This is a genomic window from Sphingobacterium sp. ML3W, assembly GCF_029542085.1.
Taxonomy (GTDB): Bacteria; Bacteroidota; Bacteroidia; order Sphingobacteriales; family Sphingobacteriaceae; genus Sphingobacterium.
On sequence record NZ_CP107036.1, the window covers coordinates 2097800 to 2115904 of the forward strand.

21 protein-coding genes are annotated in these 18105 nt (G+C 39.5%); 12 read left to right on the forward strand and 9 right to left on the reverse strand.

Annotation, left to right across the window (positions count from 1 at the left end):
* Positions 1–12 precede the first annotated feature (12 nt).
* Entirely contained in the window at positions 13–393 is a 381-nt protein-coding gene (locus tag OGI71_RS08945; protein ID WP_282255063.1) for a YchJ family metal-binding protein, read from the forward strand.
* A gap of 81 nt (positions 394–474) precedes the next feature.
* Here OGI71_RS08945 and OGI71_RS08950 read toward each other — a convergent pair whose 3' ends face one another.
* Both OGI71_RS08950 and OGI71_RS08955 read right to left on the reverse strand, forming a co-directional pair.
* On the reverse strand, positions 475–1911 hold the full coding sequence (locus OGI71_RS08950) for a cation:dicarboxylase symporter family transporter (protein WP_282255064.1): 1437 nt from the start codon (positions 1909–1911) through the stop codon (positions 475–477).
* A gap of 176 nt (positions 1912–2087) precedes the next feature.
* Positions 2088–2438 carry a 4Fe-4S dicluster domain-containing protein gene (locus OGI71_RS08955; RefSeq protein ID WP_046672889.1) on the reverse strand — a complete coding sequence of 117 codons (351 nt, stop codon included), beginning with the start codon at positions 2436–2438 and terminating at the stop codon, positions 2088–2090.
* A gap of 157 nt (positions 2439–2595) precedes the next feature.
* Between OGI71_RS08955 and OGI71_RS08960 the strand changes: the two genes are divergently transcribed.
* The 6 genes from OGI71_RS08960 (at position 2596) to OGI71_RS08985 (ending at position 7381) form a co-directional block, all read left to right on the forward strand.
* Entirely contained in the window at positions 2596–3609 is a 1014-nt protein-coding gene (locus tag OGI71_RS08960; RefSeq protein ID WP_282255068.1) for an acyl-CoA reductase, read from the forward strand.
* 55 nt (positions 3610–3664) lie between these two features.
* The gene (locus OGI71_RS08965) at positions 3665–3868 is read left to right on the forward strand and encodes a hypothetical protein (protein ID WP_046672891.1); all 204 of its coding nucleotides are present in this window, start codon (positions 3665–3667) and stop codon (positions 3866–3868) included.
* 5 nt (positions 3869–3873) lie between these two features.
* Positions 3874–4554: an ATP-binding cassette domain-containing protein gene (locus OGI71_RS08970; protein WP_120258059.1), complete on the forward strand. Its 681-nt coding sequence runs from the start codon at positions 3874–3876 to the stop codon at positions 4552–4554.
* A 158-nt stretch (positions 4555–4712) separates the two neighbouring features.
* A complete protein-coding gene (locus OGI71_RS08975; RefSeq protein WP_282255070.1) occupies positions 4713–5261 on the forward strand; it encodes a nucleotide exchange factor GrpE in 549 nt (182 codons plus the stop codon).
* A 10-nt stretch (positions 5262–5271) separates the two neighbouring features.
* Positions 5272–6429, forward strand: a complete 1158-nt coding sequence (gene dnaJ / locus OGI71_RS08980; RefSeq protein ID WP_120258061.1) for a molecular chaperone DnaJ — start codon at positions 5272–5274, stop codon at positions 6427–6429.
* 313 nt (positions 6430–6742) lie between these two features.
* The gene (locus tag OGI71_RS08985; protein ID WP_282255071.1) at positions 6743–7381 is read left to right on the forward strand and encodes an OmpW family outer membrane protein; all 639 of its coding nucleotides are present in this window, start codon (positions 6743–6745) and stop codon (positions 7379–7381) included.
* Positions 7382–7456: 75 nt separating this feature from the next.
* Here the strand turns inward: OGI71_RS08985 and OGI71_RS08990 are convergent, their stop codons facing one another.
* Positions 7457–8230, reverse strand: a complete 774-nt coding sequence (locus OGI71_RS08990) for a C40 family peptidase (protein ID WP_282255072.1) — start codon at positions 8228–8230, stop codon at positions 7457–7459.
* A gap of 73 nt (positions 8231–8303) precedes the next feature.
* Between OGI71_RS08990 and OGI71_RS08995 the strand changes: the two genes are divergently transcribed.
* The gene (locus OGI71_RS08995; protein ID WP_282255073.1) at positions 8304–8777 is read left to right on the forward strand and encodes a universal stress protein; all 474 of its coding nucleotides are present in this window, start codon (positions 8304–8306) and stop codon (positions 8775–8777) included.
* A gap of 94 nt (positions 8778–8871) precedes the next feature.
* On the opposite strand, the gene OGI71_RS09000 is transcribed toward OGI71_RS08995, so the two are convergent.
* Genes OGI71_RS09000 through OGI71_RS09025 form a run of 6 tightly spaced genes read right to left on the reverse strand, consistent with a single transcriptional unit; the run spans position 8872 to position 15100 of the window.
* On the reverse strand, positions 8872–10047 hold the full coding sequence (locus OGI71_RS09000; protein ID WP_282255074.1) for an RsmB/NOP family class I SAM-dependent RNA methyltransferase: 1176 nt from the start codon (positions 10045–10047) through the stop codon (positions 8872–8874).
* A 7-nt stretch (positions 10048–10054) separates the two neighbouring features.
* Positions 10055–11338, reverse strand: coding sequence for an ABC transporter substrate-binding protein (locus OGI71_RS09005; RefSeq protein WP_282255076.1), 1284 nt, complete (start codon positions 11336–11338; stop codon positions 10055–10057).
* On the reverse strand, positions 11295–12845 hold the full coding sequence (guaA, locus tag OGI71_RS09010; protein ID WP_282255078.1) for a glutamine-hydrolyzing GMP synthase: 1551 nt from the start codon (positions 12843–12845) through the stop codon (positions 11295–11297). The genes OGI71_RS09005 and guaA overlap by 44 nt, the downstream gene beginning before the upstream one ends.
* A gap of 42 nt (positions 12846–12887) precedes the next feature.
* Positions 12888–13724, reverse strand: coding sequence for an orotidine-5'-phosphate decarboxylase (gene pyrF / locus OGI71_RS09015; protein WP_282255079.1), 837 nt, complete (start codon positions 13722–13724; stop codon positions 12888–12890).
* 19 nt (positions 13725–13743) lie between these two features.
* Positions 13744–14337, reverse strand: a complete 594-nt coding sequence (locus tag OGI71_RS09020) for a TlpA disulfide reductase family protein (RefSeq protein WP_282255080.1) — start codon at positions 14335–14337, stop codon at positions 13744–13746.
* A gap of 19 nt (positions 14338–14356) precedes the next feature.
* Entirely contained in the window at positions 14357–15100 is a 744-nt protein-coding gene (locus OGI71_RS09025) for an RluA family pseudouridine synthase (RefSeq protein WP_165306596.1), read from the reverse strand.
* A gap of 83 nt (positions 15101–15183) precedes the next feature.
* Between OGI71_RS09025 and panB the strand changes: the two genes are divergently transcribed.
* From panB to OGI71_RS09045, 4 genes are all read left to right on the forward strand, one after another.
* Positions 15184–15999: a 3-methyl-2-oxobutanoate hydroxymethyltransferase gene (gene panB, locus OGI71_RS09030; RefSeq protein ID WP_282255083.1), complete on the forward strand. Its 816-nt coding sequence runs from the start codon at positions 15184–15186 to the stop codon at positions 15997–15999.
* Between the two features lie 10 nt (positions 16000–16009).
* Positions 16010–16612, forward strand: coding sequence for a hypothetical protein (locus tag OGI71_RS09035; RefSeq protein ID WP_282255084.1), 603 nt, complete (start codon positions 16010–16012; stop codon positions 16610–16612).
* An 85-nt stretch (positions 16613–16697) separates the two neighbouring features.
* On the forward strand, positions 16698–16853 hold the full coding sequence (locus OGI71_RS09040) for a 30S ribosomal protein THX (RefSeq protein ID WP_282255085.1): 156 nt from the start codon (positions 16698–16700) through the stop codon (positions 16851–16853).
* A 185-nt stretch (positions 16854–17038) separates the two neighbouring features.
* Positions 17039–18100: an efflux RND transporter periplasmic adaptor subunit gene (locus OGI71_RS09045; RefSeq protein ID WP_282255086.1), complete on the forward strand. Its 1062-nt coding sequence runs from the start codon at positions 17039–17041 to the stop codon at positions 18098–18100.
* Positions 18101–18105: the final 5 nt, after the last annotated feature.

An 18105-nucleotide genomic window follows, 5' to 3' on the forward strand; every position in this document is an offset into this window, starting at 1 on the left:
CCTCACAAACGCATGATAACAGCAGCTCATTCATGTCCATGTGGCTCGGGTTCAACTTTTGGCGAATGCTGTATACAAATTCATAGCACCCATGCTAAGGCAACAACAGCCGAAGCGCTTATGCGAGCTCGTTACAGCGCTTTTGTCGTGGGAAACATTGACTTTTTGTACAACACATTCCACCCTACAGCCAGAAGATTCCAAAATAAGAATGCTATTGAGCAATGGGCTAAGGAAAATAAATGGATGCAGTTAAGTATCCTGAAAGCTACCTTTTCAACAGTCGAATTTGAAGCCCATTATCTGGATGCTACAATGGAAGTACAGATCCATCACGAAAAATCTACATTTAAACAGCAAGGTAACCTTTGGTATTATGTAGATGGCCGATAAACTTCTGGCTTCAACCCCAAAAAAAAGCTGCTCCGATACATTATGTATTGGAGCAGCTTTTTTTATAAGGTGATTGCTGTATTAAACCAATTCTTCCGTATCTTCTCGATAAGGTGCTTCTTCATCAAACTCACCCTCCCATTTGGCGACAACGACCGTTGCAAGACAGTTACCAACAACGTTAACAGAGGTACGCGCCATGTCCATCAACTCGTCAATACCCAAAATAGCGGCAATAACAAAGGTTGGCAGACCGAACTGATCAGCTGTTGCTATTAGGATAATTAATGAAGCACGTGGCACTGCTGCCACCCCCTTAGAGGTAATCATTAATGTGAAAGCAATCATGAGCTGTTGTCCAAACGTCAAGTGAATACCTGCTGCCTGCGCAACAAAAATTGCGGCCAACGATAAATAAAGGGATGTTCCATCTAGATTGAAGCTATAACCAGTTGGGATAACAAATGAAACGATCTTACGCGGCACGCCAAATTTCTCCATTGCACTCATGGCTTTGGGTAAAGCAGCATCGGAACTTGTCGTTGCAAAAGCAATAGATACTGGCTCTTTGATAGCGTTGATAAAACGTTTGACAGGAATCTTTAAATAAAGTGCAACAGGAAGCAACACCAAGGTCAAAAAGCAAAACAATGCAAAATACAACGTTGCCAACAGCATAAATAAGTTTTTCAAAATATCAACACCGAGATGTCCCACCGTGTACGCCATCGCTGCCCCAACCCCAACCGGAGCAAAATACATGATGATGTTCGTAAATTTAAACATCGTCTCAGACATACTTTCTGTAAAATCCACCAGTGGCTTCCGCTTCTTCTCATCGACCATCGCTAGGCCGATTCCGAATAACACCGAAAACACAACAATTTGTAATACCTGATTGTCAGCAACTGACTTTACGATATTCTCAGGAAAAAGATCACGGATGAATGCAGTGAATTTATAAACTGGATGTACATTATCCGGAAGGGATTTCAATACATGTGCGTCCATACTTTCTTTAGGCACTGGCAGCTCTTCATGTGGCATATGAGCAACGTCCACACCTACTCCTGCCTTAGTAAGATTGATTGCACCTAAACCAATAAAAATAGCACAGGTAGTTGCACAGAAGAAATACAACATGGACTTCCAGGCCATACGTCCTACTTGCTTCAAGTCAGAGTGCCCGGCGATACCATAGACAAGCGTTGCAAAAAGAATAGGTCCAACAATGGTCTTTACCAATTTGATGAAACCTTTGCTCAGCGGTTGTAACGAAATTGCCAGATTGGGAAAATCCAGTCCAACAAAAATGCCCAGGATCATACAAGTTAAAATCCATGTGGTTAAATTTTTCTTATAAAGCGCATTTACAACCAAAACGGTGGCAACTATCCAACGGACAGCCATTAGAAATTCATGCGAGAAGCCCACAACTTTAAATTCGTACAATACTGCAATGATACAAGCTAATGTAACTGTGATGAGGGTGATTAACCCTATTTTGGTTTTTAACATTTAAAAGATTTTAATGGTCAAAAGAACAAAAATAAAAAAATACTATGCTTTTGCAAATATTATTATTTAAATAGCCCCACTTTCGCAACAAAATACCGATTTCACAGAAAGCTATTGTGCAAAAAAAAAGCAGGATAATTTCTTACCCTGCTCTATATTTTAACGGAATAAAAAAATTATTCCGCGTGTAACCAAGCTTTTTTCGCTAATAGCTCATCGTTGGACTCACGTACATCTTCGTCATCCACACAACAATCTACTGGACAAACAGCAGCACATTGTGGTTCATCATGAAAACCTACACATTCTGTACATTTATCCGAAACAATATAATAAACTTCATTTGAGATAGCTTCCTGTGATTCATTCGCGTCAAGCGTAACGCCATCACCAAAATCTATAACACCATCCAAAGCAGTCCCATCTGAGAATTTCCAAGTTACACCAGCATCGTATATTGCATTATTTGGGCATTCCGGTTCGCAAGCACCACAGTTAATGCATTCGTCTGTAATTTTAATCGCCATTTATAACCTCACAATTATGATAAATAAACTATTTTTGCATTATCAATATGAAAACAAAGTCTGATTGTACAATAAGGCTAGTTGATTCACGTTGATTAATGTTAACAGCACAAATATAACACAAATTTGTGTATTCATCTTTTAAAAATTTAATATTTTGACAAAGCAACAACGAATAAATGCGTTCGTAAAACTGGGTGAACTGTTGAAAAAGCAGCCTGAAGATCTTACTCAGATCATTCAACTGGCGCAACATAAAAATCCTTGGTATACCCTAAAAAATGTTGAAAGGGCCATACATGCGATTTCATCCAACTTAACAGAAGAGAAGCTCAATCATTGGCTACGCAACTACCCAGATCTCGAATCTATTAAAACCGTAGGTTTGATTCTCGCTGGAAATATTCCGCTGGTTGGTTTTCATGACATCCTTTGTGTATTAATCAGCGGATTTAAAGCAAAAATTAAGGTATCCTCGGATGACGCAGGTTTAACAACTTATGTACTCAACAGTTTAAAACAAATCGAACCCGCTTTTGAAGCAGCTTTTGAAATTGTTGATAAACTCAAAGACTTCGACTTGGTCATTGCCACTGGCTCAAACAATACAGCCCGTTATTTTGACTATTATTTTGGCACAAAACCCCACATTATCCGACGAAATAGAAATAGTGTTGCGGTCATTACAGGACAGGAATCCCCAGCAGAAATGGAGGCCTTAGGTCACGATATCTTTGATTACTTCGGCCTTGGCTGCCGCTCGGTTTCCAAACTTTTTATTCCAAAAGATTATGCAGTAGCACATTTTTTTGAAGGAATAGCGGATTTTAAAGATGTATCCGAACACTATAAATACAATAATAATTACGACTATAATAAATCCATCTATCTGATCAACAGAGACAAGCATTTTGATAATGGGTTTCTGTTGCTCAAACAGGATCAGCGTACTGCCTCTCCATTATCCGTGGTTTATTACGAGGAATACAACCGTCTTGAAGATGTCGAAAACGAGCTGAATCAACAAGCTGAAAATATTCAGTGTGTTGTCTCCGAAGTCCAATTGAACATACAGTCACCAGTCTTTCATTTTGGAGAAAGTCAATGTCCGGCCCTGGATGATTATGCAGATGGTATAAATACGCTGGACTTTTTATTTGCAAACCAGTAAGCTTCCGTTAAATTCATAGTAAAGAAATTGCATTAAAAATACTAACTTTGAAATCATGTATATCATTAAAGTAAAAGGTGTCGCCAAAATTCCCGACTATGTTCAGCTGCGAGATGATGCCTTCACCTTGTTGGCATATTTTAGAGTAGATCGACCTGACAAATCCCTTGACAAGATCGGATTGGGAGAAAAGGCTGAATATATCATGCAATTGGTAAGAGAAATGCCTTTTGGTCAAATTAAAAAATTAGAGTTTTAACGCCCATGATTGAAAATAAAGTAATTACATTAAAGAACGTTGATATCTTTCAACAGAAACATTTAGTATTATCCAATGTCAATTTAAACATCGGGAAAGGAGAATTTCTCTACCTTATCGGACAGTCTGGCAGCGGAAAAAGTAGTTTATTAAAAATCATCTATGGCGATCTATATATCGGTAATGGAGAGGGAATGATCGCTGGGTTTGACCTCAAGAAACTTCACGAAAATGATGTTCCTTACTTACGCCGGAAATTAGGGATTGTTTTTCAGGACTTTCATTTGTTATCCGACAGAACGATCGAGAAGAACCTCGAGTTTGCGTTAAAGGCTACGGGCTGGAAAGATAAAAAAATGATTGATGGACGTATCTTGGACGTATTGGAAAAAGTTGGACTTCGTTCCAAATTAAAGAAAATGCCTCATGAGCTTTCCGGTGGTGAGCAACAGCGGATTGTCATTGCCCGTGCCCTACTGAATAACCCAGAGATTATCCTTGCGGATGAGCCTACCGGAAACTTGGATCCTGCCACCTCCGAGGAAATTGTCCTATTGTTGCGCGATATCGCCAATTCTGGAACAGCAATTTTAATGGCTACCCACGATTATACAATTATTCGCAATATGCCTTCCCGGATTATCAAAACTGGAGACGGTATTCTACAGGATGATGTCAGCATCTAAACGAAAAACTGACAAGTAAAAAGACATTTTTGCAAATTCCGACAAATTGTTAGGCTTTTTTAATAAAATCTGACAAGCTGTCGGAATTTTATTGTTTGGCAAAAACTTTGAGAAAAGAAGATATAGTAAATTTTTGAATCTATTTTAGCATTGAAGATATGAATGAGCAAGATAATTATTATGATGAGAGTCAAGATCAAGTAGAAACTAATTCTTCTGATCAACAAGAGCAGCCTTCGGATAATCAGGTAGAATTGTCTACCGAAGAGAAGTTGGCCGCAGAATTGGCAGAGGCAAAGGATAAATACATTCGTCTTTCTGCTGAATTTGACAATTATAGAAAACGTACAAGCAAAGAACGTGTTGAATTGATTCAATCAGCAGGAAAAGATGTGATCAGTAAATTATTACCTACGTTAGATGATTTTGACCGAGCATTAAGTGCTATGGAAACTGCTACAGACGTAGAATCCGTTAAAACAGGGATGGATATTGTCAACAACAAATTAAGACAAACCCTGTCTCAATTGGGATTAAAAGAAATGGAAACTGCTGGCCAGGCATTTGACCCTGAATTACAGGAAGCTATTACATCCATTCCAGCACCTACAGCAGATTTAAAAAATAAAGTAGTGGACGTAATCGAAAAGGGATACTATTTGGGTGACAAAGTGATTCGTCACGCTAAAGTAGTTATAGGTCAATAATATTAAGACGATGTCAAAAAGAGATTATTACGATATACTTGGTGTCGCGCGTTCAGCGGACGAGAAGGAGATTAAATCATCCTATCGCAAATTAGCGATTAAATATCACCCGGACAAAAACCCCGGTGATCATGAAGCGGAGGAAAAATTTAAGGAGGCTGCTGAGGCATACGATATCTTGAGCAATCCACAAAAACGTCAACGCTACGACCAATTTGGCCATGCTGGTAATTCAGCAAGTGGTGGCTACGGCGGTGGTGGTGGCATGAATATGGATGACATATTTAGCCAGTTTGGTGATATCTTTGGTGGCGGACATCCCTTCGAAAGTTTCTTCGGTGGCGGTGGCGGAGGTCAGCGTGGTGGCCGCCGCGTAGCACGTGGAAGCAACTTGCGTATTAAAGTTAAATTGACTCTTGAAGAAATCGCTAAAGGTGTTGAGAAAAAAGTAAAGGTCAACAAACAAGTTTCCTGTCATAGCTGTGATGGCTCTGGAGCTAAAGACAAATCTTCTTTCCATACCTGTAAGACCTGTGGTGGCTCTGGATCTGTACGCCGAGTAACAAATACCATTCTGGGTCAAATGCAAACCACTAGCACCTGCCCTACCTGTAATGGTGAAGGTGTTGAAATTACCGCAAAATGTACAACCTGTAGAGGTGAAGGATTAGAGCGTGGTGAAGAAACAATCGCAATCAATATCCCTGCCGGAGTAAGCGAAGGAATGCAACTCTCTATGAGTGGCAAAGGAAATGCAGCCCCACGTGGTGGTATACCAGGGGACCTTATTATATTAATCGAGGAGGTTCCACACGAAAGCTTAAAACGTGACGGCCTTAATGTCATCTATGATCTGTACATTAATTTCGTCGATGCCACTTTAGGTACCAGCGTAGAAGTTCCGACAATTGATGGAAAAGCTAAAATAAAAATCGAACCTGGAACACAGGGTGGTAAAATATTACGTCTGAAAGGAAAAGGTATTCCTGAAGTCAATTCTTACCATAAAGGTGATCAGCTTGTTTACGTTAATATCTGGACACCAAAAGCTGTATCCAACGAAGAAAAAGAATTATTGAATAAACTCAAAGAATCACCAAACTTTAAACCACAACCTGGTAAAAGTGAAAAATCATTTTTTGAACGTATAAAAGAATATTTCGAATAAAAGTCGGATTAACCCGATGTCAAAAGAGCCATTGATCCAATTGATCAATGGCTCTTTTTTTGCTTTCTTACATCAAACTGACAAATAATAACAAAAAGTCAATACAATATAGATATTCAAAAAATAAACGGATTATCAATCAAAAAATAGCAAAATTTAAATATTTGAACCACTATCATTTACGAGTTTGACAAAATATCTAGACAATCTAGTGACAATAAAATAAAATAACTTTACGACATTTGACTAACAAATTAAAAAAGTCAGGAAGTAATTACTGACTTATTAAAGCAAACTATTAAAATAAAAACACATGAAAAAAGTTTTACTTACATTAGCAGCCGTAGCTGGTTTGACAGTCGCTTCACAAGCACAAGAATTTGGTTTCAAAAAAACTGACTTCATTGTTGAAGGTAATCTTTCTGCAAATACGTCAAATGACAAAACGGATCACATAAAAACAAACTCATTTAACTTCAACCCTTCTGTTGGTTACTTTGTTACTGATAAGATCGCTGTAGGTTTAGATTTCAACGTTGGCAACAATAAAAAAACAACGAATGTTGATCAAGCAAACGAATCATATGTAAAAGGCAATAGTTTTGGAGTAGGTGCTTATGGACGTTACTACTTCCTTGAATTAGGTTCACGTTTCAAAACTTACGCTCAATTAGGTGCTGGTTATGCGCAAGCTGATGGAAAAATCAATGATGGTACAAATACAATTGATGTTCCTAAAACAAAAGGATTTGGTGCAAACGCTGGTTTGGGTATCAACTACTTTGTAACGCCTAAAATTGCAATCAACTTTGGTTTGACTGATTTATTGTCATTCAAAACTTCAAAACTTGACGTTGACGGAGCAAAATCATCTAACGAATTTAACGCAAACATCAATAGCTTCAATAACTTCTTTGATACAGCTAAATTTGGTTTGACATTCAAATTCTAGTCTGCAAAGCTAGGAATTCAATAAAAGAAAAGGCGATAAGATATCTTATCGCCTTTTCTTTTGTTTAAATATCGACTAAATATAGCGCTTTACAATACGTAGTTTATGTGAATATTTATTCAATTCCCGATTAAAGATCCCTTCGTTATCCATTCGATCAATACGTACTTTAGCTGATGCATGAATAATGGTATCCCTATCCAACATAATACCTACATGTGTAATGCGTCCGTCCGCGTTGTCAAAATAAGCCAAATCTCCCGTCTTAATTTCTGAAATAAAATCAACAGTCTCCCCGATTTCCGCCTGCTGATATGCATCTCTTGGCAGGTTAATCCCAAAGCAACTATAAATCAGTTGAGAAAAACCTGAGCAGTCTATTCCCCATTGGGAGCGCCCACCCCACAAGTAGGGTGTATCTTTATAACTCGTGGCGAGTTCAGCAACCTCAGTCTCAAAATCAGATTTGGAAAAGGGATTGACACTACCTTGGTAAGCCAGGTCTAGCTCACCTAAAATAAACCTATTGGCCTCGTTTAAATAAAGTTTTGTGCCATGGCATACATGAAGTCTATTCCCATCATTAAAAAGTAATCCGCCTTCCCTTCCGACCAAACTTGACGTCCCAGCGAAATAGTGCTCAATTTCTACTGAATCAACTACTATAAACTGACCATTCTGGATCCAGCCCAGATAATTGGTTTCCAACATCCGTATCGCTGTCCAGTCAGTCTCAACGTTCAGAATTTCAAATAATTCCCCAAATAACACTTGGGAAACCATCTCACTTCGATGTGCCTGCTCCGAACGCAAAGGAACCAAAGCAAGTGTACAAATACCATATTTCATTGGCCAAATAAAACAAAATTGTCAAATCTATGATTATATATTATAAAACGAAGATAAATTAATTATAGTAGATATGGAGAATACAAATTTAAAATTCAAAAGAATACTCGTTGCAGTCGATGATGCTCCATGTTCAGAGAAAGCCATTCTATATGCCAGAGAAATGGCTCAGGTATTCAGTGCTGCTGTCGCCCTTGTCACTGTTATCCCCCCGACTTCACCAACAAATTTCGGAGCGGATCCACTATTGGGTCAGCAGCCTATTATCGTACCGGAAGTATCCGAAATGGAACAGGAAAATGCGCAAAAATATCTTGAAAAATTAAGCGGGGAATTTATCGGTTCAGGAGAAATATATCTTTTCAATCGAATTGGATCAATCAAAGAAGAAATTCTTGCGGCTTCACATGAGTGGTCGGCAGATCTAATTATTATGGGATCTAATGGGAGAAGCGGATTTGATCATTTTATTTCAGGTTCTGTATCTGAATCCGTGATTCGCAAGGCAACCTGTCCTGTATTGGTCATACCAAGCAAATGTGATTAGTAGATATGCGATGATGAAATAGTCGAAGCTAAAATATAGAAGCGCCTATTCTTAGAAAAAAGAATAGGCGCTTCTATATTTTAGGCCAATCTGGTTATTTTTTGATCAACCTGGCAACAAACATGCTATCTGCTCTTTCAGTATAACCATCCAGACAACGCATACTTTCCAGTTCAAATCCCAAATTGTTTAAGATATAGTCAACAACTTCCTCATTCTCTGCTTTAAATACGGAGCAGGTTATATAAACCAGCGGCTTACCCACTTTCACATATCCCGCAACATGGCTAGCGATAGTTTTCTGCAATGTACTAAATTCCTCAATCTTAGCCGTTTTAAATTCCCGGATCATCTCTGGTGTACGTCCCCAGGTACCTGAGCCTGTACAAGGTGCATCTAATAATACCCCATCAAATTTCTCGTTCCCCAATATCGGATAAGGATCTTTTGTCAGATCCAATATTTTCTTACGGTAATGTTTAATACCAGCATGATCAAATCGCTCATCCAGGTTACGAAGGATACTCATCCGAAGATCAGTTACCAATAAATTAGCAGAAGGGCATGCATCCATTAATAAAAGAGATTTACCACCCGATGCAGCACAAGCATCCCACCAGGATTCTCTGTCCTCGGGTTTCATGAATTCAAGCGTACGCTGTGAGGATAAATCCTGTACTTCAACCAGTCCTTCCAAGTTTGAAAAGCGTTGTAAAGAGGTACCATTGGCCAAAGAGATGGTCTGATCACTCAATTCACTATAGGGAATCTGATTTTCGTCTAAAATCGCACGAACGACCTTATTTTTACCTCGCTTTACCCGGATATACAGATGAGGCTGAACCAATTGGCTCTTCAAAAATAGTCTGGTATCAATCTGAGACGAAAAATAGCTTGTGAAAGGAAATAGATCTTCACTTTTTAGTAGTCCTTCAGATTCAAGAAAAGAAATCTTCTGATCTAAAGATAAACCCAACTTATCACTATAAGCAGGTTCAAGTAGATTGACCAAAGGGCTATCGTTTTCGCATAAAAACTCCGCAAGAACCAATCGTCGCTGCTGTGACAACTGTGAAGCTGCTAACCCCAAACGGAAATAGTTGTAACACAGACGGGAAGTGGACCGACGATCCGAAGACCCCATCTGTTTATTCTCCTTAAAAAAAGTCGTTAAATACCGCGAAAACGGTTGATCTCCTTCGAAACCATCCATCGCTCGCTCAAAATTACGTATTTGTTGGTAAACACGTTTTTCACTGAATTCAGCCATTCAAGGATTATTTTCTTTCAAATTTCTTGTTGTGATAAACCATGATCCCCAAAGCTCTATTGGCATACCCCCACTTCGGATAGAATTCAAATCTATAATCGCTATTGAGTCCAGAGAATTTCTCCTGAGTCATATGGCTTACATAATCAACACCGTATTTATGAAGTAGACGCCCAAAATAAACGGCGGCATCATAACCCTTATAAGAAAACTCAGAAGGATCTACTTTATACAGTGATTTGTAATTTGATATAAACTTTTTCGTATCACCGTCAGAATCATTGGCTAAGCTCGAAGAAGTGATCGTCAAACTATAAAAATCCATGTTTTCAAAATTTTCAAAGGAAAGTTTTGAAAGATTTGGATGGCCATATAGCTTGAACTGGTTACCAGGATTCAAGAAACGCTCATCCATAGCATCCAACAATCCTTTGACCAAGTTCTTATTGGCAGTTCCGGATACAACATGATTTGTTCCTGTCAGCACCAGGCTATTATTGAGCTCATTTAGGCTCATAACCGTTTTTACTTTTGCCTGTGCATTCGCCTTTGTGACCTCGCTGGCAAAATTGACCAGGAATTGTTTGCTTTCATCATCTCCGGCATCATAGATCAAAATCTGATCTCCATTATAATACTGATCAGCGACATATTTTGCCATTGTTTCGGAATGGGTCCGTATCGATGGCGTCATGGACACCAAGTTAGGGACACTAAATTCCGAAGCCATCGTAGCCGCTAATGGAGACACCTGGAGGACATTTTTATTCGCAAAGGTCTGTGCAAAACTTCTGATTTCCCGTGGGTAAACTGGACCGACAACAAGTGCAGCATCCTTTACCGTAGCCGCAGTTCCCAAAGACGCATTGTAAGCTACATTATCGCGCGAGTCGATGACCTGCAAATCAAACAGCATTCCATCCTTAGCGATCTTGTCTAGGCCTGCTTGAAAACCCTGGTAAAAGTCCAATGCCAAAGCAGATCGCTCGACATCTTCAGTAGTCACCGTTTTAGCAATGCTATTTAGTTCAAACGGTAAAAGAAGTGCAATTTTATTGTTTTTAACCGAATGGCCATTTACATTTTGCACATCGCCAACTTTTACAGCAGGCTTATCTTTCTCACTGTTTGGTTTGGTGACAGCAGTTTGCTGTTCGCCCCGACTAGAAGAGGGCGAACGCAATACTGTGCTTTTTTTGGTTGTACAGCTGGCGAGGCATAATGCCACGAGTGCTGCAACCCATATTTTATTCCCACTCAATCGTAGCGGGTGGTTTTGAACTGATATCATATACAACTCTGTTTATTCCTTTCACATGGTTGATAATTTCATTTGAAATTTTTGCCAACAGGTCATATGGTAGATGTATCCAATCTGCAGTCATTCCATCAAGAGACCCTACAGCTCTTAAGCTCACAACATGCTCGTAAGTACGTTCGTCACCCATTACCCCTACCGAACGCACAGGTAAAAAGATTGTACCAGCTTGCCATACTTTATCATACCATCCTGATTCCTTCAAGTTACTGATAAAGATTGCATCTGCTTCCTGAACAATCCGTACTCTTTCGGCTGTAATATCACCTAAAATACGAATGGCTAAACCAGGACCTGGAAATGGATGTCTACCTAAAATCGCCTGATCTACCTCTAATGCCTTCCCAACTCTTCTGACTTCGTCTTTAAATAAAGTCTTTAATGGTTCAACAACTTTCAGTTTCATAAAATCAGGCAAACCGCCGACATTATGGTGTGATTTTATTGTTGCTGAAGGTCCTTTAACCGAAACTGACTCAATGATATCGGGATAGATTGTACCTTGTCCCAACCATTTCGCTTCGATTCCTTCTGGTAATTCTTTTTGAATTTCCTTCGCAGCTTCATCAAACACATCAATAAAGGAATTACCAATGATCTTACGTTTTTCCTCAGGTTCAGAAACTCCTGCCAAGCGACCATAAAACAGATCTTTCGCATTAATTCCCTTAATATTTAAACCCATATTTTTGTAAGAATCCAATACCTGCTCATATTCATCTTTACGAAGTAAGCCATGATCTACAAAAATACAATGTAATTTCTGTCCGATTGCATGGTGTAACAATACTGCGGCAACAGTAGAATCTACACCTCCAGATAAAGCCATGATCACATGGTCATTACCCAACTGCTCTTTCAGTGATGCTACAGTAGTCTCCACAAATGCATCTGGAGTCCAGTCCTGCGCACAACCACAGATACCAACAACGAAGTTTTTCAACAAAATAGCACCATCTGTACTATGTGTTACCTCTGGGTGAAACTGTATACCAAAAGTACGTGTACCCTTAACCTGATATGCTGCAACACGCACTTTGTCTGTGCTGGCAATAATATCAAAATTTGCTGGTACCTCTTTGATCGTATCGCCATGCGACATCCATACCTGAGACTGCACAGGTACACCTGCCAATAATTCATTTTCATTATTGACAAATTGCAGATTTGCGCGACCATACTCACGGATTTCAGATGGCAATACATCTCCGCCCGATTGTTGAGCAATGTATTGTGCACCATAACACACTCCTAAAAGTGGAAAACGCTCCTGAATAGCGACAAAATCAATTTGAGGTGCATCCTCTTGTCGAACGGAAAAGGGACTTCCTGAGAATATAACACCTTTCACAGATTCGTCAAAATCTGGCAATTTATTAAACGGGTGTATCTCACAATACACATTTAGTTCTCTGACACGTCTTGCAATTAATTGCGTGTACTGAGACCCGAAGTCTAGAATGATAATTTTTTCTGGCATGCTGCAAAGGTAAGTATTACGAATGAATTATTAAATGTCAAATCAGGAAATAATACCTGCTTTTAACAGTTCAATTTCCATTTCTTTTTGTAGTTTTAGGGCCTCTTCACGTGCGCGTTCTGCAAAATCACGTCCTTTCGAAGCATATATAATTCCTCTTGTGCTATTGACCAAGAGTCCACAGTCTTTATTCATACCATATTTGCAAACATCTTCCAATGACCCCCCCTGTGCACCGACCCCCGGTACCAATAGGAAATGTTCTGGAGCATGCTCACGAATTTTAATAAAGCCTTCCCCTCTCGTTGCACCGACCACATACATTAAATTGTCGGTACTGCCCCAGGTATTTACTTTATCGATGACTTGTTCAAATAACTGAAGCCCTTCCTTGTTTTCAAAATTCTGAAAATCTAAACTTCCCTCATTAGAGGTCAAGGCTAATACAATAGCCCATTTATCTTTGAACTCCAAAAAAGGTGTAACCGAATCTTTTCCCATGTAAGGAGCAATGGTTATGCTATCAAATCCTAAACCGGAGTTTGACTCATCAAAAAAAGCCATAGCATAACGACCTGAAGTATTTCCAATATCACCCCGTTTGGCATCAGCAATACTAAAACAATCTTTCGGTAATGCTGCCCAAGTTTTTTGAAGCGACTGCCACCCTTTTAATCCGTAACATTCATAAAAGGCAATATTGGGCTTATAAGCGACACATAAATCAGCTGTAGCATCAATAATAGCTTTATTGAAACTATAGATCGGATCCTCATCATCCAAAAGGTGCTCAGGAATCTTAGTAAGGTCTGTGTCCAATCCGACACATAAAAACGAACGTTTCTCTTTAATTTGATGGATAAGTTCTGCTCTGGTCATGCTAATGTATAGATCGTAATTATTTATTGATTAAATCTTGAATAAAGGTTGCCACATCGGGTGTAGAGTAATCGGCCATACCCTCATGCCGTGTCGCTAACTTGCCATCCTTGCCCAAAATCACGGTACTTGGAATAGACTCTGAAAGCCATTCTTTGGGAATATCGCTGTTTGGGTAACTAATCGGCAAGGTTAACTTCTCATTCTTGACAAAAGCAGCAGCCTTCTCTTTATCACCCTCTATCTCCACAATCAGAAATACAATATTCGGATTGTCCTTAAATTTATCGTAAAGCACATTAATAGAAGGCATCTCGGCTCGGCATGGCCCACACCAAGTCGCCCAAAAGTTGATAAAAACGACCTTACCCTTTAAGTCCGCTACTTGAATGGTTTCGCCCATCGGATTAACAAAAGAAACGGTGTTGCTGACAGGTTTCGCTACAGCATCAATTGGCTCGGCAACCTCTTTTGGTGCTTCCAATGTCGGTTTAAATAAACCGATTTTCATCAGCATCTGTTGAAAATAGCTCCTACTCGTCGGCCATATTAATAAACCAATAAGTAGTACAAATACAACATTCCCGATTATCTTTTTTGTTTTTGGATTCATAAAGAATAATTACGGCAGATTAAGCGTCAAATTTGTCCAACAATTTTAGCAAAGTCGCAAAGTCTTTTGGATAAGGCGCCTCAAACACCATCTTCACACCATTCAATTCAAACTCAACATGTTTGGCATGTAGGGCAAAACGTTTCATGATCGGTTGCTCCTCCTCATCCTTGGATAAGGTATAGCCCCTTTTCTTTATTTGTGACAAATAAACGGGTTTACCGCGGTACATGCTATCTCCTACGATTGCAGCGTGCTGCGTTGCCAAGTGGATACGGATTTGGTGCATACGTCCGGTAATCGGTTTACACTCCACCAAGGTGTAATTCTTATAGTATTTAAGCGAATTAAAGATAGTTTCGGCTGGTTTACCATTGGCACGGTCAATAGAGACACTTTTGTTGCCCTGATTCAAAATAGGCAAATCAACCACGAGATCCTGAAAAGTGTGTGTACCACCAATGATTGCATGGTAGATCTTGTTAACTCTCCTTTTTTCGAATGCAATGGAAATCGAGCGGTAAGTTTCCGGATTTTTCGCAATCAATAAAATACCTGAAGTCTCCTTATCCAAACGATGGCAGACTTGAGCGTCAGCATGATATTTCTTTGCCAAACGGAGAATGTTAATCTCTCCCCCCTCCCTTTCGTCCAAAGAAGCAACAAAAGGTGGTTTATTTATAACAATCAAATTTTCATCCTCATGGATTATTAATTCTGAAAATTTGGGAAATTTAAATAGACGGGTTTCATTCTGTATCATTTTACAAAAATACAAAACACAAGGCAGAATATTGGCCAATGTATGATAAAAACCTTACTTTTGGGCATATAATATAAGTTAAGATGTCTGTAAACAAAGAAATAAAACGAGTAAGCACAGCGATGCTACAAGCAATGAAAGACCGCAAAGAGAAGATTTCTATGCTGACGAGCTACGATTACTCCATGGCCAAAATGGTGGACAGCGCTGGTGTGGATGTCATTCTAATCGGAGATTCTGCAGCCAATGTATTCGCCGGCTATGAAACTACCCTGCCCATTACCCTCGACAATATGATCTATCACGCAGCAGCAGTTGCCCGGGGTACCGAACGCGCCATGGTCTTAGCAGACTTACCTTTTGGTAGCTATCAAGGCTCGGCCAATGAGGCTTATAATGCTGCTGTTCGCATGATGAAGGAATCTGGTGCCCACGCCCTGAAATTAGAAGGTGGCCTAGAGATCATCGAAAATATCAGAAAAATTATTTCCGGTGGAATCCCCGTTTGTGGACATTTGGGCTTAACACCGCAATCCATTAATAAGTTTGGAAATTTTGGTGTACGTGCCAAAGAGGAACAAGAAGCAGCCAAGCTTATGGAAGATGCCTTAGCCCTACAAGAAGCAGGTTGTTTTGCCATCGTATTGGAGAAAATTCCAGCAGCTCTAGCAAAGACAGTAACCGAAAAATTGGCTATTCCAACAATTGGAATCGGTGCTGGCGCAGATTGTGATGGACAAGTGCTCGTGATCAATGACATGTTGGGCATGAATGCTGACTTTAAACCTAAGTTTATGCGGCATTTCGCCAATCTACATGAGCAGATCACTACAGCAGTAAGTAATTATGTAGCTGAAGTCAAAGCAGTCCAATATCCAAACACTGAAGAACAATACTAAGTAAAGCGCTATGAGATTGTTGATTATAGGACTAATTCTCCTTGTGGCCTATCTGATGCTTCGAAAAAAGTTTAATTTTTTCGAAGCATCAGACACGAGTTCCAAAAACTTAAAATCGGGATTCCAATTGATAGAAGCACCAGCTGCTCTTATTCAATCCACCTTAAAGAAAACAATCTCCAATGTCATCATGGGCCTGGTGCTGATCCTCATCACGGTGTTACTCTTTGTCAAAATTAAAATCGTGTTGCTTCTCCTCCCCATAGCCTTCTTTTTAATTGGATACCTCTTTCTTTTCAACAATCACTTCAGCAAGATCAAAAGCCAACAGATCTGGTTTAACGCCAAAACAAATGAAGTTTTTGTTGAGCAGCTTAAGGCAGAAAACTATGCTTTTAACATTTTCCAAGATGTACGAGCTGTACAAAAGATTGAATCTGTCCAAACAACAAGAGGTTTACTCTATGGCTATTATCGGATAAAACTAAAAGATCAGCTCTTAGAAATCCCCTATTTACTGGCTGAAAATAAACCGACCAACAATCTGTTTTTTGATACGCTTACCCAAAACTTTAAAATTGAAACACAGAAAAGAATTTTCCCAATCATTTAACACTTAGTAAATTGCAAATACAAAAGAAAAATGGTACATTTAGGTTAATCAATAATACATTGTTAAAACCAAAATATTTTATACTATGGGAAAAGGTGATATCAAAACCAGAAGAGGAAAAATATCAAATGGTTCTTTTGGAAAAAGAAGGCCACATTTATCGAAAGCTTCCATCAAGCCGAAAGTAGGTGATGCAGCACCAAAAGAAGTTGAACAGAAAGCAGCTAAAACGAAAAAATAGTACACATAAAGCTAGAACAGGTTTCTAGCTTTTTTTATAGCATGTAGTCCCATTAGTGGATATACGGGCAAATTCATTGTTATCTTGTAGTCTGTATTGTAAAATCCTTTTGACAACCGGTATCATCATTAGAATAAACCTATCTTTATCCGTCAAATCAAAAAACCACATAAGGACTATACCGCATGAATAAAAAAACGACCCTCTACATCATTTTAGCCTGTGCTGTCATTGGAGGGGGATATTTCCTCTTAAATCCAAAAAAAGACAAGAAAGAAAGCGATAAATCTGCTATCAGAAAGGATGCCCCTATCCCTGCACAGGCGATTATTGCAAAGTCATCTGTAGCGGATCGTTCCATCAATTTGTCTGGAAGTATTGATGCCGAAGAAAAGGTGGAGATCAGAAGCGAAGTCAGTGGTCGAATTACAAAAATCTACTTTTCTGAGGGGCAGCGAATCCAACAAGGACAGCCCTTGATCAAGATTGATGATATCGAGCTACAGGCGCAGATTAAACAGGCGCAAACAACAAATCAGTTAAATGCCGAAAATGAGCGTCGTGCAAAACTTTTGCTCCAAAAGGGCGCGATCAGCCAGGAAGAATTTGATATCGCCAGTGCAGCACTTAAAACTTCGCAGGCCCAGATCCAGCTGATTCAGGCACAGATTTCCAAAACAACCATACGTGCACCATTTAGCGGGATGATCGGCTTAAGGAATATTTCCGTTGGTGCTATCGTCTCATCCAATACGCTAATCGCAAATTTGGTCAAGGACAATTCAGTTAAGATTACCTTCGCTATTCCAGAGAAATACAGCAACGTCGTCAAACTAAACACTCCCATCGAATTTAGTGTTGCCAATGACCCTACAGTCATCAAAGCAAATATCTATGCCATAGAGCCTGAAGTATCCCTGAATACCCGCACCCTGACTGTCCGTGCGCGGGCAGCAAATGAACAAGGTCGACTTCGGGTAGGGTCTTTTGTCAATGTCATCCTTCCGATAGAAGTGGAAAACGACGCTATCGCTATCCCAACAGAAGCGATCGTTCCGGTCCAAGATGGAAAAAAAGTCTTTATATTACAGAATGGACTGGCCAAAGAAACCAAAGTTGAAACTGGCGCCCGCACCGATAAGGAGATTGTTATCCTATCGGGTATAAGTGCTGGAGATACCGTATTGACAACAGGTGTTCTCGCATTAAAAGATGGAGTGAAGGTTAAAGTATCATTAGCTAACTAACTGTA